This window comes from Pelagerythrobacter marinus (genome assembly GCF_034375205.1).
In the GTDB taxonomy this organism is placed as follows: Bacteria; Pseudomonadota; Alphaproteobacteria; order Sphingomonadales; family Sphingomonadaceae; genus Pelagerythrobacter; species Pelagerythrobacter marinus.
The window spans coordinates 617,452-637,927 of sequence record NZ_CP139719.1 but is presented as its reverse complement, the minus strand read 5'-3'; the positions used below and the strand labels follow the sequence as shown (position 1 = coordinate 637,927).

Genomic DNA, 20,476 nt, shown 5'->3' with positions numbered 1-20,476 from the left:
TGACCGCGATCAGTCGGCGTCTGGACGAGAGCGAGATGGCTGCTCTCTCGGACTATAGCGCGCGCCTGACGGGTGGCCGAAATCGTCCGGGACTTCGGGCAGCATGCCCTCGAACACATCGTCCCGGTCCCAGAAATGGTGCTTGATCGCGGCGGCGGCATGGGCCGGGACGAGCAGGGTCAGCGCGACGATCCCGATCACGTGGACGTCCTCCGCGATGTCGAGCAGGCGATATTGCCATTCGACGCTGAGCGTGTGGAAAGGCATCGCGGGCACCGGTATCAGCGCGGCGAGGTATAGCGGCCGCGCCGGCTGGATCGCCGACCACATGATCCACCCCGACAGCGGCACGATCACGAACAGGGCATAGAAGGCCGCGTGGATCGCGTGCGCCGTGTCGGACCGCCAGCCGGGTTCGTCCGCGTCGTTGATCGGCCCCGGCACCATCAGTCGCCAGGCGAGGCGCAGCGCGCCGAACAGCAGCAGCGTGAGGCCGATCTGGCTGTGATCGGCATAGGCTTCCAGCTTCTCCGCCCCGACGAGGTTGCGCTGCATCATCCAGCCGGTGAACAGCTGGTAGAGGACGACCGCGGCCATGATCCAGTGAAAGGCGACCCCCACGGGCGTGTACTTGCCGCGGCTGCGATACCGCTCCGCCCAGTCGCGCAGCGCCTCGATCACCGGGCCGGCTCTGCGGTGAAGGAACGGTGCAGGATGGCCAGCGCGCAGAGCAGATAGACGGCGGAGGCAGGCGCCCACATGATGATCCCGGCGATCTGCTGGTCCTCCATCGGCGAAAGGCCCCAGGGTTGCGTCGTCAGCCAGTGGGGGGCGTAATAGGCGCGGCCGGCGAATGTCAGGATCGCGCCGAGCAGGCCCATCTGCACCATCGTTGCCAGCAGCGACAGCACGGCGGCGCCGGCTTCCGCCCGGAGGACCCGCGCCCACCACAGGGCCGCGCTGGCGGTGATCGAAAGCTGCATGGCCCAGAAGACGCCGTCGCTCGAAAGCGCCGCGGAATAGGCGGCGGGCAGGTGCCAGGCCCAGAAGACCAGCGCCTGCACCGCGGTCCAGGCCGCGAGCGACCCGGGCACCCGGCGCACGTCGAACGCGGCGACGAGGAGCGGGGCGAGCAGGGTCGCAAGCAGGACATGGTGCACGACCCGCGCGGTGAACAGCGCGGAGCCCAAAGCGCAGAGCGGCGAGACGAACAGCAAGAGCACGACCGCGCCCGCGGCAATGGCCGGGACGCGCCGGGCCGGGTCGCGGCCATGGCGGTGCCACCAGGCACCGGCGAGCAGCGCCAGCACGCCCATCAGCAGCGGATCGGGATTCCAGCTTTCCCACCACGCATCGGGCAGCGGCGCAACGCCGCAATAGGGATGCCACGCGGGAGGATCGACAGCCATCGCCCTGATGAACGCACGGGGAGCCCGGTGGGTCCGGGCGAATTTTTCCGGGCACGCACGAAAAAGGGAGCGGCCGGGGCCAGGCCCCGACCGCCCCCGGCCGCGCAAGAAGAGGGGGGCTGGTTCGTGCGGCTCAGTCCTCGGTGACGGTTGCCGAACCGGCGCCCTGCGCGATCACCAGGGCATCGGCCCCGGCGGCAAGATTGCCGGCCGGAATAGCCAGGTCCTGCCCGCGCGCCTCGACGATCACCTGCTCGACCCGCCCGCGCGAATCGCTGACGATCTGGCGCACCTTGCCGACGGCCGCACCGTTGGAGGCGACGACCGGCATTCCCGGCGCGATCGCGAAAGCGCCCTGCCCGGCCGCAGCCGCGCTGCCGGCGGCGGCGAACATGCTGCCGAGGCCATTGGCCGAACCTTCGCCCGCGGCAGACCCGCTGCCTTCGGCCGAGCCGGCGGCACTCGCCGCGCCGGCGGCCTGGCCGGCGAGCGAACCGGCGCGATCGCGCGCCGCGCCGGCGGCGGGAATCGTTACGTTGCGCACGGTGGACACGGTACCGCGGGCCCGCGCCGCGCCTTCGCCGGCGATGGCACGCACGCCGTCGGTCCCGATCAGCTGCGCTTCGGCGCTGCCCGAACCGGACGCCCGGCCTTCACCCGATGCCGAGCCCTGGCCGGAAACGAGCGGCGTTTCGACGAGGTCGCTGGCCGCGGCCGTCACGCCGGTATCGATCGAACGTTCGGCCGACACGCGGCCCGAACGGCGATCGACGTTCTGGCTGCCCCGCGTGCGGGCCTCGCCCCGGGCTTCGCCGCGCGCTTCGCCGCGAACGGTCGAACGCAGGGTTTCGCGCGGGAGGCTGCGGACGCTGTCGAGGGGCGAACCGATGGAGCCGGTCACCTGGCCGATGCCGCTGCCCGAAAGCAACTGCGCCTGGGCCTGGGGAACGGCGATGAACGAGAGTGCCGATGCGGCAAGAAGAAGCTTTTTCATGATGACTTCCTTTCCTGGTCGGCAGGCGCGGCATGAACATTTGCGCCCGCTTCGAACAGGAAACGGATGGTCGGCGCGGTTTAATCCGTCACCGCGCGAAAAAAATCGTCAGTGCCCGCGGCAATCGGCGCACAGGAGGCCGCGGCCGAAGACCTCGTCGCGGCCCTTGCGCCCCAGGTCGATCGCTTCCCGGTCGAGCACCGCGCGCCACCGGCCGCCCTGCCCCAGCGCCCGCGCCACCCGCGCGGCGGCGAGCGGGGTGGCGAACGAGGTACCGCGCAGGCGGACGCGCTTGCCTCTGGCATCGAGGCCGAAGACATCGGCCCCGGGGGCCGCATAGTCGAGGTCGAGCGCGCGGCCCGCCTCGATCAGCGCGCGCCGGCGGCGATCCACCGCGGTCACCGACACGACCCCGTCGTAACTCGCCGGATAGGCGAGCGGTGCAGCCGGCCCGCCATTGCCGACGGCGGCGACGACGACCATGCCCTTCGACTGGGCCGCGGCGACGGCCCGGCGGAGCACCGGGTTCCGGGGCCCGACCAGGCTGATCACGGCGACCCGCGTGCCGCGGGCCGAAAGCCAGCCCAGCGCCCGTGCGATGGCGAGGGCATTGCCGCCGGCCTTGTCGGTGCCATAGACGTCCGCGACCCGGATCGGCCCCGCGCCGGCCGACGCCAGCAGCGAAGCGACCGCGCTGCCATGGTGGCTGGCGATCGGCGCGCCTTCCGCGAACCCGCGGACCTGCGCGACCGGCACGGCCTTGCCCGGTGCCCCGTCGATCACCCCGACCGGGACGCCCGCCCCCGCGCCGGCAGCGGCCGCTGCCCGGGCGGCGAGCGGCAACGCCGACCCCGCACCGCCGGGCGCGATGGCAGGGCCACCGGCCGCGACCTCACCCGACTGGAAATGCAGGCTGTCGGCGGAAACGGTCGCGCCGGGCAGCAGGGCCGCGAGCGCGCGTTCCGCCTCGGCCAGTTCGCTGCCCTCCGGGGTCCGCAGGCGGGCAAAGGCAATGTCCAGGCCCTCGATCGTCCCGGTTTCGAGAACGCCGTATCCGCTCCCGCGGGCCAGGTCGAGCATGGCCTTGTCGGCATCGAGGACCAGCAATTCGCCCCGGCGCGCAGGATCGCCCCGGGCATCGCGTTCGACCAGGCGATCGTTGCGCCGCACGAAACGGTCGATCTCCCGCAGGCGGTCCTGCGCCAGCCGCGCCGCCAGCCGGCTGCCACGGTCGATCTGCCTGTCCAGCTCGCTGGTGACCGGGCCGACGATCTCCCCCACCCGCGGCACTTGCACGCCGGGCAGGGCGACCTGGGCCGCGAGCGGCCCGGATACCACGGCGATGGCCGCGAAAATGAGGAAAATCCTGCGCATTGGCTGTAAACTATCTCCCGGACTGGATTAAGCATGGATGAAACGGCCCGCCCCGAACGTTTAATCCACGGAAGGCAGAGACACTGAGCGCATCGTTCGACAAGGACTTGCTGGACCTGCTGCCCCGGTTGCGCCGATTTGCCACCGGGCTGGCCGGCACCCCTGCGGATGGTGACGATCTCTGCCAGATGACGCTCGAGCGCGCGCTGGCCAATCGTCACAAGTGGCGGGAAGGCACGCGGCTCGACAGCTGGGTGTATCGCATCATGCGCAATGTCTGGATCGACGAGGGGCGCGCCGCGACACGGCGCAGGCAGACCTTCGTGGCCGACGAGGCCGGCCTGGCCGTGGGCGCCGAGGGGGCGCAGGAACCGGCGGTGGAACTGTCGATGGTGGACCGCGCGATGCAGTCGCTCCCCCTCGACCAGCGCGAGGCCGTGCTGCTGGTGATGGTCGAAGGCTATGCCTACAAGGAAGCGGCCGAGATCGTCGGCTGCCCGGTGGGAACGCTGAATTCGCGCCTCGTGCGCGGCCGCGACGCCTTGCTCGAATTGCTGGGAGAGGCCCAATGACCGTTTCGCGCGATGAACTGGCCGCCTTTGCCGATGGCGAATTGCCGGCGGGGCGCGCCGCCGAAGTCGCTGCCGCGATCGAGGCCGATCCCGCCCTCGCCCGCGAGGTGGAGGCACACCGCGCCTTGCGCGCGCGGCTCGCCGGCCATTTCGCGCCGATTTCGCAAGAGCCCGTGCCCGATCGCCTGGCGGACATGCTCCGCCCGGGCGCGGCGGCGGAGCCGGACGGGGTCGTGGACTTCGCGGCCGAGCGCGAGCGGCGCCAGCCGCGCCCGCCGGTCCCGCGCTGGCGCTGGGTCGTCGGCCCGGCCCTGGCCGCCTCGCTCGCCCTCGTGGTCCTCTTCCCGCGCGGCGACGGCGGTTCCGCGCCCTATGCGGGCGACCGGCTCGCCTCGGTGCTCGACCGGACGCTGGTGGCCGAGCAGGCGCCCGGCGCCGACACGCGCATCCTGCTCAGCTTCCGCGACGGGGACGGCGAGTTCTGCCGCGCCTTCAGCGGCACCGGGGGCAGCGGCATTGCCTGCAGGGACGAGCGCGGCTGGCGGATCGAGACGCAGGGCGAAGGATCGGCCGGCACGCAGACCGAATACCGGATGGCCGGCGCGGACGAAGCCTCGGTGCTGGCCCGCGCGCAGGAGATGGCCAGCGGGCCCGCGCTCGATGCAGGCGAAGAGGCGGCGGCGCGGGCGCAGGGCTGGCGCTAGGCCGGCCTCGCCGGCGCGAGCTGCCGGGCGCGAACAGGGCACGAAAAAGGGAAGGACCGGCCTTGCCGGTCCTTCCCCTCCTCGCGCGACGCCGCAGCGCGCGGCGATCAGCCTTCGATATAGACGGTTCCCTGGCGATAGCCGCGCTTCGCCATATCATGGATATAGTCTTCGCGTTCGTGCTTCAGTTCGCGCGCATATTCCTCCCACGCGTCGCGCCGGTCCTCGAGGTCGCTGGCCCGGCGAAGGTCGCTCGCCAGTTCCTTCTGCGCCTCGGTGATATCGAGGCGGTAATCGAACCAGAGGTTGTTTTCGATCCCGGCGATCGGCGCGGTCAGGATCCGCGCTTCCTCTGCGCGGGCCAGCTGTTCTTCGGCCAGGACCGGCATGGCCGCGGTCGCGGCGCCGGCGGTGCCGAGGGCGATGGCTGCGAGAACGATCTTGGTATTCATCGGCAAGGTCTCCTTCCAGATGCGGCCGCTGCGCGCGGCCGCTCGGGAGGGAAACGGACGAGGTCCCGCCCCTAATCCATCGCCGGCGGAAGTTTTTCGAAAGGCAGCCCCCCGCACCCTCGTCCCCGCACCCTCGTCCCCCCTTGGGCATCGGGCACGGCGGCCAGGGGCGGATGCCGGTCGAGGTGCCGCAGCTTGTCGGGATTGCGCATGACGTAGATCGCCGCGATCCGGCCATCCTCGATCTCGAGCGCGGTCGTCTGCAGCTCGCCGTCGCTCTCGCGCGTGACGAACCCCGGCAGGCCATTGATCATGCCCGTTTCGAGCAGGGTCGAAGGCCGCCTGGCGAGCAGCGCCGCGAGCGATCGAAGCAGTTGCAGCACGCGCCGGTGGCCGGTCACCGGAACGACCGCGGCCGGGCGCCGGCCGCCGCCATCGGCGTGGAGCGTTACGTCGCTGGCGAGCAAGGCGCCGAGCGCGGCCGTATCACCGCTGCGCGAAGCGGCGAAGAATGCCTGCGCCAGCGCCAGGCCCTGCTCGCGATCCACCGCATAGCGCGGCCGGGCCTGCCGGACGTGGGCCCGCGCCCGGGCGGCCAGCTGGCGGCAGGCGGCTTCCTCCCGCCCCAGCGTCTCGGCTATCTCGCCATAGGCCTGCCCGAACACGTCGTGCAGCAGGAAGGCCGCGCGCTCGAGCGGCGAGAGCCGTTCCAGCGCGAGCATCAGCGGCAGGGTGACATCCTCGGGCTCTTCGGGGTCCAGCACCGGGTCGGGCAGCCACGGGCCGATATAGGTCTCGCGCCGCCGCCGTGCCGATTTCAACTGGTCGAGGCACAGGCGCGTCACCGTGCGCCGCAGGAACGGCCCGGGCGCGCGCACCGCGGCGCGATCGGTCGCCAGCCAGCGAAGGAAACATTCCTGCACCGCGTCTTCCGCGTCGGCGACCGAACCGAGCATGCGATAGGCGATCCGTAGCAGCATGGGCCGCAGCGGGCCGAAAGCGGCCTCTGCGTCGTCAGGCACGGTGGGGTCGCGTTCGCCGGCCTCCATCAGGCCGGCGCCTTTGCATCGGCCGGTTCGAACCACAGCCCGAAGCCAACGGCGATCCGGTTCCATCCGTTGATCACGTTGATCATCAGCGTCAGGTGAACCTGTTCCTCCTGCGAAAAGTGTGCCGCGAGATCGGCGTAAGCGGCGGCATGGCCATGGTCGTGCGAAAGCCGCGTCAGCGCATCGGTCCACGCCAGGGCGGCACGTTCGCGGGCGGTATAGCACGGAGCTTCCTGCCAGGCCGCGAGAAGGTGCAGCCGCTGCGCGCTCTCGCCTCTCGCGCGGGCTTCGATCGTGTGCATGTTGATGCAGTTGGCGCAGCCGTTGATCTGCGACGCGCGCACCTTGACCAGGTCCACGATCGCCGGCTCCAGGCTGTCCACGACGGCCTCGGACATCGCGGTCCAGGTCTTCATCAGCCGCGGGGCGGCGGCATAGGGATTGAGCTTCACGGTCGTCATTGCAAGGTCTCCTTCATCGGGTCGCTTGCAAGACGACGCAGGACCGCCCGGCGTGACATGGCGGGAAGATTTTTCGCCCTCTCGCCGGGCCGGAAGGGCTGCCCCATGCGAAAAGGGGAGACCGCAGGCGGCCTCCCCTCCCTCGCTGTCAGAAACGCACGCCCAGGCCCAGCAGGACCTGGTGCCGGTCCGTATCCATGTCCAGCGCCAGTTCCTCGTCCTCGTCGAGGACGTAGGTACCGTCGCCGAAATCGGTGTAGGTATATTCCAGCTTGGCATAGACGCCCGCGGAAATGCCCAGTTCGAACCCCGCCCCGGCGTGATAGCCGTCGCGCGTGTCGGAAAAGCGCAGCACTTCGCCCGGTTCGTCCTCTTCGTTATCGGTCACGTCGGCATCGTAGCTCGCCTTGAACTTGCCGTTCGAATAGCCGCCCTTGGCATAGATCAGCGCCGACTTGCCGATCGGCACCCCGGCCCGCAGGCCGAGCGTGAAGGTGCGGTCGAGCTCTCCGCAGGCAAGGTCGTCCTCGAACACCTCGGAGCACATGGCATTGTCGGAAAAGTCGATCCCGCCATAGGCACCGACCAGGAAGCTGCGGCCGAGCTGGGCGTCATAGCCGATTTCACCGCCGAACGACGGGCGATCGTCGTCGGCCGAGGCGAGGACGAACTCGTCGCCTTCCTCGTCTTCATCCTCGTCGGGGTTGGGGGCGATCGTGTCCACGCTGCCGGTTTCCCACCCGATGCGCCCCTCGACCCGGAAGCCCGAGAGATCCTGCGCTTGGACGGAGGTGCTCGCGAGGGTCAATCCAGCGGCACCGATCAATACGATGACCTTCATTTCATTTCCTTTCCAGACATGGCGAGGCCGTCGGCCCGGCACGCGGACGCCGCCCCCGCCGGGGCGCCCGCGCTGTTCGTCGCCGGACCTGGTCCTCGCCCGCCATGACGGAGCCGCCGAGCGCCAGCCTTGGCCCGGCGCGGCTTCGGTCGGCAGGGCCCCAGGTGGATGGGAAGGCCCCCGCGGGCGATGCACGGGGGAAAAATGGCCGCCGCATTAACCAGCTTTTTCCCATTGCCGGCGCATGACGGTGAGCGACGCGACAAGAGGAAAGCGATGACCGCAGCCTATATCCTGGGCATCAACATGGTAATCGCGGGCATCTTCGCCATCGCCTTCGGCGTGGTGGCGACGATGAACCGCAATGCCAGCGGTGCCCGGTGGCTGTCGGCCGGCTATGCGACCGGGATCTTCACGGTCCTGCTCGAATTCGCGATTCCGTGGCAGGCCAACGCCCTGCCGGTCGCAGTGGCGATCTTCCTCGTCTATCTCCTCACCCTGACGTTCTGCGTCATCGGGGTCGCCCGGCACTACGCCGTGACCAGCCACGCGAAGTACCTCGGCGCCATCTGGCTGGTCAGCCTCCTCGCGCTGCCGGTAACCTTCACGCTGCCTTACGGCACGCTGGAGCGCGGCTTCCTCTACCAGTTGCCCTATTTCGCCATGCAGGTGCTGGGCTGCTTCGTCATCGTCCGTTCCGGCCGGCGGGAACCGCTGGACCTCCTGCTCATCGCCCTCAGCCTGCTCGCTGCCTTCACCTACCTGTCGAAACCCATGATCGGCTGGGCGGTCGGCATGGCCAGCGCATCGCAAGGTTACATGGCGAGCACGTATGCGGCGATCTCGCAGATGCTCGGCGCGATCACCCTCGTCTCGCTCGCGCTGGTCCTGCTGCTGGTGATGATGCGCGATGCGACGGCCGAAATGGTCGCGCGGTCGGAAACCGATGTCCTGTCGGGCATCCTCAACCGCCGCGGGTTCGACGCCCATGCCGAGAAAGCGCTCGCCGCGGCCCGCGAGCAGGCCGAGTCCGTCACCCTGGTCGCGGCCGACATCGACCACTTCAAGACCGTCAACGACACTTACGGCCACGCGATCGGCGACGCCGTGATCGCCCGCTTCGCGCAGCTGCTCAAGACGGCCGCCGGCGAAGGGGCCGTGGTCGGCCGGCTGGGCGGCGAGGAATTCGCCGTTCTCCTGGCCGGCAGCAACCTGGCCGAAGGCCGCCGGTTTGCAGAAAGCGTGCGCGAACGCTTCTGCGCCGCGCCCCTGGCCGAACTGGGGATCGATCGCACGATCACCGCCTCGTTCGGGGTGGCCCAGCTGACCCTGGCGGACAACCTGTTCGACCTCGCCCGCCGCGCCGATTCCGCGCTCTACCGGGCCAAGCGTTCGGGGCGCAACCAGGTCAGCCTGGCGCTCGGCGAACTGACCCCCAAGCCCCCCTCCCCGCGCACGGCACTGGCTTGACCTGCTGGCCCGGCGTGATGCCGGCACCCGGTCAGGACCGCGGCTCCCGGTCGGTAACGCCCACGATGCCCCTGTCGACGAGACGGGCGAACTCGCCCGAGTCCAGCCCACCGAGATCCGTCAGTACCCGCTCGGTGTCGGCGCCGAGCGGGCGGGCCGGGCGCGGTTGCTGTCGATCGCAGGCGGGCAAGGTCGCCATGGCGCCGGGCACGGCGTAGGTTTCTCCGCTCGGCTGGGCGATCTCGGAGAAAAGCGGGTTGGCCCCGACGGTCTCCGGATCGCGAACGGCCTGTTCCATCCGCCGATAGGGCCCCCAGCAGCAGCCCGCTGCCTCCAGCGCCCGCGCCAGTTCCTCGCCGTCGCGCCGGGCCACTGCCTGCTCGACGAGGGGGAACAAGGCGTCGCGGTGACGGAACCGCTCGCCCTCGTCGGTGGCGAAAGAGGTGTCGCGCGCTTTCTCGATGGCCGCCACGCCTTCGCCGATGCCGAGTACCGAGACCAGCCCGGTCCACTGGCGCGGCGTGATGGCCATCAGCATGAAACGCTGCCCGTCGCGCGTGGTGAAATCGCGCCCGAACGCGCCGAACACGTCGTTCCCGTAGCGCTTGCGATCGCCCCCGTGCAGCGTTTCCGCGAGCTGGCCGAGATTGGCGATCGTGGCGATGCCGACGTCGGCCAGGGGCACGCGAACTTCCTGCCCCTCCCCGGTACGCTCGCGGTGCCGCAGCGCCGCGAGGGTCGCGAAGGCGGCGTAGGCGCCGGTCAGCAGGTCCCACGCGGGAAGGACCGCGTTCACAGGTTCGTCGCCGAGGCTTTCCGGCCCGGTGATGAAGGGAATGCCGAGGGCCGAGGCGACCGTGTAGTCGAGCGCCGGCCCGCCGTCGGCCCGCCCCATCACGCGGGTCAGGACCAGGTCGCGCCGCAGGGCGGACAGGTTGTCCCACGACAGGAAGCCGTTGACCGGGAAGTTGGTCAGGAAGACACCGCCCTGCTCGCCCGGGGCCGTGGCCAGGCGCGCCAGCAGCTCGCGCCCCTCGGGGCCCGAAAGGTCGAGCGCGACCGAGAGCTTCCCCTTGTTCAATCCTTCCCAGTAATAGCTTCCGCCGCCGGGCGCCTGGGGCCAGCGGCGAAAATCCGGCCCGCCGCCGATCTGGTCCACCCGGATGACTTCCGCGCCCATCTGCGCGAGGTAAAGGCCCGCGGTGGGACAGGCCACGAACGACGAAGCCTCCACCACGCGCATTCCCGACAGCAACGAATACATTTGGCGACCTGCTCCTCTCTCTAGCGCGCGGCGATCGATGCCGCCTCGCGCACAGCCCACCCCAAGGGGGGTAGGGGCCTAAATCTCAACTTCCATCGAAGGTCGGTTTGCGTCGCTCGAGAAAGGCGGAAACCGCCTCTTCATGATCGCGCGTCTCGTGGACGGCCGCCTGATAAGCCGCCGACAGGTTCAGCACCGTGGCAAGCGAGGCGTCCTGCGCCTCGCGCAGGAGGCGCTTGGTCAGGCGCACTGCGCGCGGCGGATTGGCGGCGATCTCGGCCGCGATAGCTTGCGCCGCGGCGATCAGTTCGTCGGTCTCGACGACCCGGCTTACCAGTCCCCAGTCGAGCGCGGTCTCCGCATCTATGGCCCGGCCGGTCAGCGCCATCTCGGTCGCGCGCGACCACCCCACGACCCGGGGCAGCAGCCAGGCCCCGCCATCGCCCGGCACCAGGCCCACCCGCACGAAGCTTTCCGCGAAGACCGCGGCGCTGGAACAGATCCGGATATCGCACATGCAGGCGAGATCGCAGCCCGCGCCGATGGCGGGGCCGTTCACCGCGGCAATCACCGGCACTTCCAGCGCCTGGAAGGCCAGCGGCAGGCGCTGAATACCGTCGCGATAGTTGCGGACCGTTTCGGCCGGATGATTCCCGCGCAGCCCCTTGCCCGGAGCCATCTTCGACAGGTCGCCCCCGGAGGAGAACGCCGTGCCGGCCCCGGTCAGGATCACCGCTCGCACGTCGGTATCGCGATCGGCCTGCGCCAGTGCGTCGAGGAGCGCATCGATCACGTCGTTGCCCGAGATGGGGTTGCGCGCTTCCGGCAGGTTCAGGGTGATCGTCGTCACCCCCTCGCCGCGCTCCACCCTTACCTGATCCATGTCCCTCTCCCGCCATTCACGGCAAGGCGTATTGCGGGCGGAAGCGCGACGCAAGGTGAAGCGCCTGCGCTAATTGGCGGGTGGATCACACCTCGCCCGGTTGCATTTGCGCGAGCGGTTTCTCCCGTCAGTGAAAATCGCGCGAGCGGGGGAGGATGCGCATGTTGCGGGGGTGCTGCGGGTGGACGAATTCGTCCGCGCGCGAGAGTTGCGTCGTGGCCTGGTGAGCTTCCGACAGGCGCGCGAGCTCTGCCGTGCGGTCGTGGATGCGGCTGGCCATCAGGTGGATCACCCCTTCGCGGCTTTTCTGCAATTCGCCTTCCACCAGCATCAGGCGCGCGGCCATTACCTCGCGCCGGAACCGTTCGAACAGGCGGGCCCAGATCACGATATTGGCTATGCCGCCTTCGTCTTCGAGCGTGGCGAAGATGGCGTTCCCCTTGCCGGGACGCTGGCGCACCAGCACGACGCCGGCCACTTTCACGCGGACCCCGTTGCGGCAATCGGCCAGGGCCGCGCATGGCAGGGCCCCTTCGCGGTCGAACACCGGGCGCAGGAATGCCATCGGGTGGCCTTTCAGCGAGAGGCGGGTGGTCTGGTAATCGGCCGCGACTTCTTCCGACAGGGGCATGGCCGGCAGGGCGGCAGGCGGCTCTTCCCCCAGTTCGCGCGCACGGGCCGCCGCGAACAGGGGCAATTCGTCGGGCGGCATGCGCCGCGCCTCCCACAAGGCCTCGCGCCGGTCGAGGCCGATGGATCCCAGTGCATCGGCATCGGCCAGCAGGCGCAATGCGCGTTGCGGCAGGCATGTCTTGCGCGCCAGCTCCTCCATGTCGGCACAGGGGGCGGCGCGGACGATCGCCCGGGCCCATTCCTCGCGCAGGCCGGTGACCTGCCGCAGCCCCAGGCGCAGCGCGAACGCCCCGCCGGGGGCCGGTTCCAGCGTGCAGTCCCAGTCGCTGTGGTTGATATCGACCGGGCGCACTTCGACCCCGTGTTCGCGCGCGTCGCGCACGATCTGGGCCGGGGCATAGAATCCCATCGGCTGCGAATTGAGCAGCGCGGCCGCGAAGGCGGCGGGATAGCGGCACTTGATATAGGCGGACACCCAGACGAGACGGGCGAAAGCCAGCGCGTGGCTTTCGGGAAAGCCGTAGCTGCCGAACCCTTCGATCTGGCGGAAACAGCGGTGGGCGAAATCGCGCTGGTAACCGCGCGCGACCATGCCTTCGACCAGCTTGCTTTCGAAGTTCTCCATCGTTCCCAGGTTGCGGAACGTGGCCATCGCCCGGCGCAGCTTGTTCGCTTCGGACGGAGTGAACCCGGCCGCGACGATGGCCAGCTTCATCGCCTGTTCCTGGAACAGCGGCACGCCGTTGGTCCGCCCCAGCAGGCCACGCAGTTCATCCGGGTCGTGCGGCGGAGCGGGAGAGGGATATTCGACTTTCTCGATCCCCTGGCGGCGACGCAGGTAGGGGTGGACCATGTCCCCCTGGATCGGGCCGGGGCGCACGATCGCCACCTGGATCACCAGGTCGTAGAATTCCTTCGGTCGCAGCCGGGGCAGCATGTTCATCTGCGCCCGGCTTTCGACCTGGAACACCCCGATGCTGTCGCCGCGCCGGAGCATGGCGAAGACATCGGGCGCATCGCCGGGCACGCTGTCGAGCCGGTATTGCCGGCCCAGGTGGGTTTCGATCAGGGCGAAGGCCTTGCGGATGCAGGTCAGCATGCCCAGCGCCAGGACATCGACCTTCATCAGGCCGAGCGCGTCGATATCGTCCTTGTCCCATTCGATGAACGTGCGGTCTTCCATCGCCGCGTTGTGGATCGGCACCGTCTCGTCCAGCCGGTCCTGCGTCAGCACGAAGCCGCCGACGTGCTGCGACAGGTGCCGCGGGAAGTGCAGTATCCGCTCGACGAAGGCATTGACCCGCGCGATCGCCGGGTTGTCCGGGTCCAGCCCCGCCTCGGCACAGCGCTGTCGGTCGTAGGTGGAGGCGTAGCTGCCCCAGACCGTGCTCGCGAGGCGCGCGGTAACGTCCTCGCTCAGGCCCAGGGCCTTGCCCACTTCGCGCGCGGCGCTGCGCGGGCGGTAATGGATCACCGTGGCCGCGATCCCCGCCCGGTGCCGCCCGTAACGCTTGTAGATATACTGCATCACCTCTTCGCGCCGTTCGTGCTCGAAATCGACGTCGATATCGGGCGGCTCCTTGCGTTCGGGCGAAATGAAGCGGGAAAAGAGCAGGTTGTGCTCCGCCGGATCGACCGCGGTTATGCCGAGCACGAAACAGACCGCCGAATTGGCCGCCGACCCGCGCCCCTGGCACAGGATCCCCTCGCCTTGCGCGAAGCGGACGATGTCGTGCACGGTCAGGAAATAGGGCGCGTAGCGGGCGGCCGCGATAATGCCCAGTTCCTCGTTCAGCAGGGCCGCCAGCCTTGCCGGCACCCCTTCGGGCCAGCGGGCGCGCGCCTCGGTCCAGACGAGTTCCTCGAGCCATTCCTGCGGGGTGAAACCGGGCGGCACCGGCTCGTGCGGATATTCATATCGCAACTGGTCGAGCGTGAAATCCACCCCGGCGACGAAGTCCTGCGTCGCCGCGAGCGCCTCGGGCGCGGCGGAAAAGAGGCGTGCCATTTCCTCCGCCGGCTTGAGATGCCGTTCAACGTTGACGGCAAGCCGGCGCCCGGCCGCCTGGACGGTCGTCTTCTCGCGGATCGCGGTCATCACGTCGTGCAGCGGCCGCACGTCCGGATCGGCATAGAGCGCATCGTTGAGCGCGATCAGGGGCACGCCGGTGCGGGCGGACTGTTCGCGCAGACCGGCCAGGCGGCGCGCGTCGCGGCCCCGGCGCAGCATGGTCGCGCCCAGCCAGACCCGCTGCGGGGCCGCGGCCGCCAGCCGCCCCAGCAAGGCGTCGCCCGCCGGGGGCAGGACGATGAGCTGCAGGTCTTCGAGGAAGGCGAACAGGTCCGTCTCGTACAACAGGCAGGCGCCTTTCGCGGCCCGCAGGTTGCCGGTGGTCAGCAGGCGCGTCAGCCGCCCCCAGCCGCGGCGCGAAACGGGATAGGCCACGATATCCGGCGTCTCGTCCGCGAAGACCAGGCGGGCCCCCACCAGCAGGCGGAAGGGGGGGAGCGCCACCCCTTCCTCCCCCGCCTTTTCGAACGCGTCGCGCAAGGCGACATGGGCGCGCACGACCCCGGCCACGGTGTTGCGATCGGCAATGCCGATACCCGCATGACCCAGTTCGAGGGCGCGGGCGACCATGTCCGAAGGCGGGCTGGCCCCGCGCAGGAAGGAAAAATTCGTCGCCGCCGCCAGCTCGACATAGGAAGGCCGCGGGCCGGTCATGCGAACAGGCCGTGCAGGTACCACTGCGGATGGTCGCTCTCGCTGGCGTAGAGACCGTGGCGGAACAGCCAGAATCGCTGCCCCATCTCGTCCTCCACCCGATAGTAATCGCGGGTCGGGCCGCGTCCTTCCGGGTGTTTCCACCACGGGTAGGCGATCCGTTCGGGCCCCTCGTGCCGCACCACGCGATGATGCTTTCCGCGCCAGACGAAGCGGCGCGGGGGACCATCGGGCACTTCGGCCACGACCCCCACCGGCCGGGGCGGATCGTAGAGGAACAGCGGCCGCAACGGCGGTTCGCCGGGTTCCGGCCGGGGCCAGGCGGCCGGACCGCTTTCGGGCGGCACGGGGCGGGCCGCATATTCGGGCAGGTGCTCGTCGCGCGGGTGGAAGCGGCGGATGCGGTCGGGGCCGAAGCGGACCGCCAGCCGGTCGAGCAAGGGGGCGAGGTCGGGCTGCGCCTCGCCCCCTTCTCCGCAGGCGAGGTCGCGCTGCTCGTTCTCCAGCCGCTCGGCCAGGGGCACGGCCATGCGCGCCATGTCGTAACCGAACCCCGGGTCGAGCGGGTCGGACAGCGATTCCAGGCGTTCGGAGAACAGCCGGCGGATCGCCGGCGGATCGCGCAGGGGGCGGCCGCAGGCCACCGTCAGGCGGGCGACGTGGCCATCGGTGCGGAACAGGGCGACGTCGAACCGGCGCCCCCCTTCCCCGCGCCGGGCAAGCACGCTTTCGAGGCGCTGCGCCAGCCCCTCGATCACGTCGAGCAGCGGCGCCACGCTCGCCAGCGGTTCGGCAAAGCGGCGTTCGGCACGGATCGCCCCTGCCGGCCGGTGGGGCGTGATCCGCCGGTCTTCCTCCCCCAGCAGGCGCGCCAGCCGCACGGGCAGTTCCCGGCCGAAGCGCGCGGCCAGCGGTGCGCGGGGCCGGGCCGCGAGCGCGCCGATCGTGCGCAGGCCTGCGCGGCGCAGCGCCAGGTCGGCTTCCGCGCCCAGGGCCAGCGCGGCGACGGGAAGATCCGCCAGTTCATCCATGCCGAAACGGGCGAGGGCCAGCGCGGCATCGGGTGTCGGGCCATGGGCCGCCCTGCCCCCCAGACCCATCCGGGCAAGATGCGCGAGGGCATCGCGCGCGATCGTTTCGCGCGTCCAGCCCTGGCCTTCGAAACAGCCCGTCAGGTCGAGCACGAGGGCATCTTCCCCGTCGGGGGCCACCATCGGGGTATAGCGTTCGCACGCCTCCACCGCCCGCATCAGCATGGCACCGTCGCCCGCGGGATCGTGGGGGAAGGCCGGCAGGTGCGGCACGAGGGCCCGCGCATCGGCCAAGGCCATGCCCGGGCGCAGCCCCTGGGCCGCCGCTTCCGCCGAAAGCGCGACGATGCGAAGCGCACCCCGGTGCTTGTCGATGATGGCGAAGGCCGTTTCAGGCGGCGCGACGCGCCCGGCGATCCTCCGTTCTGCCGGCAGGAACGGCAGGTGGATCGCCATATATCGGCGTTCGGAAGACAGCTTGTTCACGGTTCCATTCCAGTTGCACGTGGAGGCCTTCCGCCCCTCCGCGCTGGCGCAGCAGTTGCAGGTCGAAGACCGGGTGCCCCGGGGCATTGGCAGGCAGCGCGCGCGAGGGGGCGGCCGATACCTGCCAGCGGGTGTGCGCCGCGCTGGGCACGGGCCGGGCATCGCCCCGCACGATCAGCGCCATCGTTCCGCTGCGTTCCGCGGCCAGGGCCAGCCGGCGCGAGGCGGTAAGATCGAGCGCCCGGCAGCGTCCGCGCAGTTCCAGCACCACGGCCCCCGCCCCGCCATGCCGGAGGCTTTCCACCCCTGCCACCAGCAGGTCGGCCGGGTCTGCCAGTTCCAGCAGCAGGAGAGCGGCCGGATCGATTCCCAGTTCGGCCAGGCCGGGCGCATGGGGCCCGTCCTTTCGCCGGCCGCCGCGGGCCCGCAACCACATGAGCGAACGGCCCTGGCCGCAATTGCGCATGCCGGCCAGCAGGGCCAGCGCCATTGCCGGCCCCGGCGGGCTGCCGGACGGGGCATAGAATTCATGCAGGCCGTCGCGCCGCAGGCCGCCTTTCAGCCAGCGATCCACCTCTGGCACATCGAGCCCGATCACGCCGCGGCCTTTCGGCACGGGCGCGGACAGGGCCCTGGAGCCCAGGCACAGGATCGGCGAATCGGTCATATGTTCCCATTATGTTCCTATTCGCCGGATATGCAAGGCAGGGCGGGCCAGGACATATCCTCTTCTCTCACGGGGGCATCGGCAGGTAACTGTTCCGGAAACGGAGAGGAGCGCCAATTTTAAATTGCGCGATTATGAATCACTGATAGCTTCTCCAATGAAGAAATTGAGATCAATAACTAACTTGAGTTAGTCGGCCAGACTAACGCACACCCGCATTGTCTCAATTCTAGTAACGAATCCCGGCATAGAGGGAGTCGACAATGCCAGCAGAGCTTTACGACAAGTCATCCGGCGAGGTTCGGATAGTCGAACTGGACGCCATAAACCTGGATGGCCCTACTGTCGTAAAGCTACCGCTCGAGCGCGAGGATCTCGTCGGCGCCACGCGCGAGGGGAACGATCTCGTCCTGCGTCTCGCCAATGGCGAGGAAATCCGGATCGCCGACTTCTACGCCTTCGCCGAAGACGCCAGCGAGATCGTCCTGCAGGAGGCGGACGGATCGCTCTGGCTCGTCGAGCCGGACACGATCCTTGCCTATGAACCGCTCGGCCAGGTCGACGATCTTACCCAGCTGGCCGCCGGATCGACCGGAGGGGGCGGCGGGACCGGCGCCCTCCTGCCGATCACCGGCCTCCTCGGCGCCGCCGGCCTCGCCGCGGCAGCAGCCGGCGGCGGTGGCGGTGGCGGCGGCGACGACACCGATGCCGATGCTGACGCTGATGCAGACGCCGACGCCGACGCCGACGCTGACGCCGATGCAGATGCTGACGCAGACGCGGATGCTGACGCAGATGCGGACGCTGACGCCGATGCCGACGCGGTCGTGTCGACCTGGGTGCCCTCGGCGACGGCGAAGGCGTAGGTTTCGCTGAACGTCCCGACGGCCAGGACGTAGGAGGTGCTGTCGCTGTCGGTCGCACCCTGACGGCAGACAGCATCGCGACCGTGCTCAGCGACGTCGAGTTCACGCTTCAGCGCGAGCGGCCCGACGGTTCGTTCGAAGATGTCGCCAGCACTTCGGGCGGCGGGCTACTCGACCTGCTGACGCTCGACATCCTGGCCGACAACCAGGTGCGCGTCAGCGCCGACGACCTGGCGCCGGGCAACTACCGGGTGGTTTACGAAGGGGGCGGCCTGCTCTCGGCCGGCATCACCCTCACCCTCGATGCGGAGTTCCGCACGACCACGGCGGACGGCGACCCGGTGACCGGCAATGTCCTGGCCAACGATGTCATCGTCTCGGGCAGCGAGACGCTGGAGATCGACACCGGGGGCGGGACGTTCGTGACCGTCACCGACGGGCTCGTCGTCGCCGGAACTTATGGCACGCTGGTGATCAATGCCGACGGCAGTTACACCTATACGCCCAGCGACGATGCCAACGGCGTGGGCGAGACCGAGGTCTTCACCTACCGCCTCGTCAATGCCGACGGCAGCAGCGATAGCGCGACCCTGACGATCGAACTGGTCGCGGCCGATACGACCCCGCCCGATGCGCCCACTGCCGACGTCGACGATGCCACCGGCACCACGGTGACCGGCACGGCGGAGGCGGGCGCGACGATCACCGTCTACGCGCCCGATGGCATCACCGTCCTCGGCACGGGCACGGCCGATGCGGGCGGCAGCTACAGCGTCACCATCCCCGCCCAGACAAACGGCGAGGACCTGCTGGTCACGGCGACCGATGCAGCCGGCAACGAATCCACCCCGACGATGGCCGAGGCGCCCGACCTGACGCCGCCCGATGCGCCCACTGCTGACGTCGACGATGCCACCGGCACCACGGTGACCGGCACGGCAGAGGCGGGCGCGACGATCACCGTCTACGCGCCCGATGGCATCACCGTCCTCGGCACGGGCACGGCCGATGCGGGCGGCAGCTACAGCGTCACCATCCCCGCCCAGACCAACGGCGAGGATCTGCTGGTCACGGCGACCGATGCCGCCGGCAACGAATCGGGCACCACCCCGGTGCAAGCGCCCGACCTGACGCCGCCCGATGCGCCGACCGCCGACGTCGACGATGCCACCGGCACGACGGTGACCGGCACGGCGGAGGCGGGCGCGACGATCACCGTCCATGCACCCGACGGCATTACCGTCCTGGGCACGGGCACGGCCGATGCGGGCGGCAGCTACAGCGTCACCATTCCCGCCCAGACCGACGGCGAACTGCTCCAGGTCACGGCGACCGATGCCGCGGGCAACGTCTCCGCCGCGACCACGGCGACGGCGCCCGACCTGCTCGTCGCGGTGGACAACGAGGCAACCCTGTTCCTCGACGTCACGCCCGAAACGTCGGACCAGCCGCTGCAGAGCGCCACGGTGGGAGCCCTGCTCGATCTCGGCGTGGCAGGCGATACCGTCGATGTCTCCGTGCTGGGCGGGTCGAATTTCCTCACTTTCGCCGTCTCGGAGAATGCCACACGGCAGGTCAGCGTCGACGGCGAAGGCGCTGCGCTCCTGGATCTCAGCCTGTTCGGAGATTCGGACTTCGACCTCGTCGTCTACCGCGTGGAAGACGGCAGCAGCACGGGAACCCGGGTCTATACCGCCACGGACTGGCTCGTCGGGAGCGGGGGGATACTGGGCGCCAACTGGACCGCAGCCGAACTCGCCCTGCCCGAGTTCAGCGGCGGCGCGACATACTACGTCACGATCGGCAATGCCGGCGGCCTGCTCGATGCTTCGCTGCTCAACGACCTGTCAATCAGGTCCACTTCGGACCAGATCACCGAATACGAGCCGCCGGCCACGGTCAGCGGAACGGTCGCGGGCAACGTCATCCTCGACGCAGGGATCGGCGGCACCGACGTGGCCCCGGCCGGAACCGTCGTTTCGGAAGTCAACGGCACGGCGATTGCCGCCGGGGGCACCGCGATCGTGGGCACATACGGAACGCTGACGGTCAATCCCGACGGCAGCTATTCCTACGTGGCCGACACGAGCTTCACCGGCGCTTACGGCGATACCGACAGCTTCCTCTACACGCTCGTGTCCCCGGGCGGCGACACCGAGACCGCGACCCTGACCGTAACGCTCGACTTCGCGGGCCCACCGGACGGCGCGGCAGCGTTCGCGGCGTCGAGCGCGATGGAGCCGGATGTCGTGCCGCTGGGCGACTTCGGCCTGATGGACGCCGGGCTCGACGGTTCGGTCGGATCGCCGATGCCGGGATCGTTCGAGATCTCGAGCCAGCTCACGATGGAAGACAACGGCAGCCTGGCAACGATCCTCGATCGCTACTTGCTCGAGATCGGAGAGGAAGCGGCACCCCGCATCGCGGCCGGCGAGGATAACGGTAGCGCGACCGGCGGGGCCGACGCGGGGGCCGGCACGGGAGGGGCCGCCGATCCCCTGGGTTACCTCGACACCAGGCTCGACGACGACCTCGAGAACGGCGGATTTTCGGCAGTATAGGGAGCAGGCCTCTGACAGCGCGATCCAGGACACG

18 protein-coding genes are annotated in these 20,476 nt (G+C 69.8%); 5 read left to right on the top strand and 13 right to left on the bottom strand.

The window, feature by feature from the left end; translation table 11 throughout:
- Nucleotides 1-9 precede the first annotated feature (9 nt).
- From T8T98_RS02915 to T8T98_RS02900, 4 genes are all read right to left on the bottom strand, one after another.
- On the bottom strand, nt 10-681 hold the full coding sequence (locus T8T98_RS02915; protein ID WP_251104104.1) for a cytochrome b: 672 nt from the start codon (nt 679-681) through the stop codon (nt 10-12).
- Entirely contained in the window at nt 678-1,409 is a 732-nt protein-coding gene (locus T8T98_RS02910) for a cytochrome c oxidase assembly protein (protein WP_237486669.1), read from the bottom strand. The genes T8T98_RS02915 and T8T98_RS02910 overlap by 4 nt, the downstream gene beginning before the upstream one ends.
- A 133-nt stretch (nt 1,410-1,542) precedes the next feature.
- Complete coding sequence (locus tag T8T98_RS02905; protein WP_251104105.1) at nt 1,543-2,403, bottom strand: PRC-barrel domain-containing protein; 861 nt, start codon at nt 2,401-2,403, stop codon at nt 1,543-1,545.
- A 108-nt stretch (nt 2,404-2,511) separates the two neighbouring features.
- A complete protein-coding gene (locus T8T98_RS02900) occupies nt 2,512-3,777 on the bottom strand; it encodes a S8 family serine peptidase (RefSeq protein WP_251104106.1) in 1,266 nt (421 codons plus the stop codon).
- A gap of 107 nt (nt 3,778-3,884) precedes the next feature.
- Here T8T98_RS02900 and T8T98_RS02895 point away from each other — a divergent pair, with 107 nt between their 5' ends.
- On the top strand, nt 3,885-4,349 hold the full coding sequence (locus T8T98_RS02895; protein ID WP_251104107.1) for an RNA polymerase sigma factor: 465 nt from the start codon (nt 3,885-3,887) through the stop codon (nt 4,347-4,349).
- Entirely contained in the window at nt 4,346-5,053 is a 708-nt protein-coding gene (locus tag T8T98_RS02890) for an anti-sigma factor (RefSeq protein WP_251104108.1), read from the top strand. Before T8T98_RS02895 ends, T8T98_RS02890 begins: the two co-directional genes overlap by 4 nt.
- Nucleotides 5,054-5,160: 107 nt before the next feature.
- Here the strand turns inward: T8T98_RS02890 and T8T98_RS02885 are convergent, their stop codons facing one another.
- The 4 genes from T8T98_RS02885 to T8T98_RS02870 form a co-directional block, all read right to left on the bottom strand.
- Nucleotides 5,161-5,505, bottom strand: a complete 345-nt coding sequence (locus tag T8T98_RS02885; RefSeq protein WP_251104109.1) for a hypothetical protein — start codon at nt 5,503-5,505, stop codon at nt 5,161-5,163.
- Nucleotides 5,506-5,576: 71 nt separating this feature from the next.
- A complete protein-coding gene (locus T8T98_RS02880) occupies nt 5,577-6,554 on the bottom strand; it encodes a sigma-70 family RNA polymerase sigma factor (protein WP_251104110.1) in 978 nt (325 codons plus the stop codon).
- A complete protein-coding gene (locus tag T8T98_RS02875) occupies nt 6,554-7,015 on the bottom strand; it encodes a carboxymuconolactone decarboxylase family protein (RefSeq protein ID WP_251104111.1) in 462 nt (153 codons plus the stop codon). Before T8T98_RS02875 ends, T8T98_RS02880 begins: the two co-directional genes overlap by 1 nt.
- A 148-nt stretch (nt 7,016-7,163) precedes the next feature.
- Nucleotides 7,164-7,856 carry an outer membrane protein gene (locus T8T98_RS02870; RefSeq protein ID WP_251104112.1) on the bottom strand — a complete coding sequence of 231 codons (693 nt, stop codon included), beginning with the start codon at nt 7,854-7,856 and terminating at the stop codon, nt 7,164-7,166.
- Between the two features lie 276 nt (nt 7,857-8,132).
- Here T8T98_RS02870 and T8T98_RS02865 point away from each other — a divergent pair, with 276 nt between their 5' ends.
- Entirely contained in the window at nt 8,133-9,326 is a 1,194-nt protein-coding gene (locus tag T8T98_RS02865; RefSeq protein WP_251104113.1) for a GGDEF domain-containing protein, read from the top strand.
- Between the two features lie 31 nt (nt 9,327-9,357).
- Here the strand turns inward: T8T98_RS02865 and T8T98_RS02860 are convergent, their stop codons facing one another.
- The 5 genes from T8T98_RS02860 to T8T98_RS02840 all read right to left on the bottom strand — a co-directional run bounded on the left by T8T98_RS02860 (nt 9,358) and on the right by T8T98_RS02840 (nt 17,015).
- Nucleotides 9,358-10,590 carry a CoA transferase gene (locus tag T8T98_RS02860; protein WP_251104114.1) on the bottom strand — a complete coding sequence of 411 codons (1,233 nt, stop codon included), beginning with the start codon at nt 10,588-10,590 and terminating at the stop codon, nt 9,358-9,360.
- An 85-nt stretch (nt 10,591-10,675) separates the two neighbouring features.
- On the bottom strand, nt 10,676-11,473 hold the full coding sequence (locus T8T98_RS02855) for a crotonase/enoyl-CoA hydratase family protein (RefSeq protein ID WP_251104115.1): 798 nt from the start codon (nt 11,471-11,473) through the stop codon (nt 10,676-10,678).
- 127 nt (nt 11,474-11,600) lie between these two features.
- Nucleotides 11,601-14,831 carry an error-prone DNA polymerase gene (locus T8T98_RS02850; protein ID WP_251104116.1) on the bottom strand — a complete coding sequence of 1,077 codons (3,231 nt, stop codon included), beginning with the start codon at nt 14,829-14,831 and terminating at the stop codon, nt 11,601-11,603.
- Nucleotides 14,828-16,348: a Y-family DNA polymerase gene (locus T8T98_RS02845; protein ID WP_322295803.1), complete on the bottom strand. Its 1,521-nt coding sequence runs from the start codon at nt 16,346-16,348 to the stop codon at nt 14,828-14,830. The genes T8T98_RS02850 and T8T98_RS02845 overlap by 4 nt, the downstream gene beginning before the upstream one ends.
- Nucleotides 16,254-17,015, bottom strand: coding sequence for an ImuA family protein (locus T8T98_RS02840; protein WP_251104117.1), 762 nt, complete (start codon nt 17,013-17,015; stop codon nt 16,254-16,256). The genes T8T98_RS02845 and T8T98_RS02840 overlap by 95 nt, the downstream gene beginning before the upstream one ends.
- Before the next feature lie 263 nt (nt 17,016-17,278).
- Between T8T98_RS02840 and T8T98_RS02835 the strand changes: the two genes are divergently transcribed.
- Nucleotides 17,279-17,881: a BapA/Bap/LapF family prefix-like domain-containing protein gene (locus T8T98_RS02835; protein WP_251104118.1), complete on the top strand. Its 603-nt coding sequence runs from the start codon at nt 17,279-17,281 to the stop codon at nt 17,879-17,881.
- Between the two features lie 83 nt (nt 17,882-17,964).
- A complete protein-coding gene (locus tag T8T98_RS02830) occupies nt 17,965-20,442 on the top strand; it encodes an Ig-like domain-containing protein (RefSeq protein WP_251104119.1) in 2,478 nt (825 codons plus the stop codon).
- The last annotated feature ends 34 nt before the right edge of the window (nt 20,443-20,476 follow it).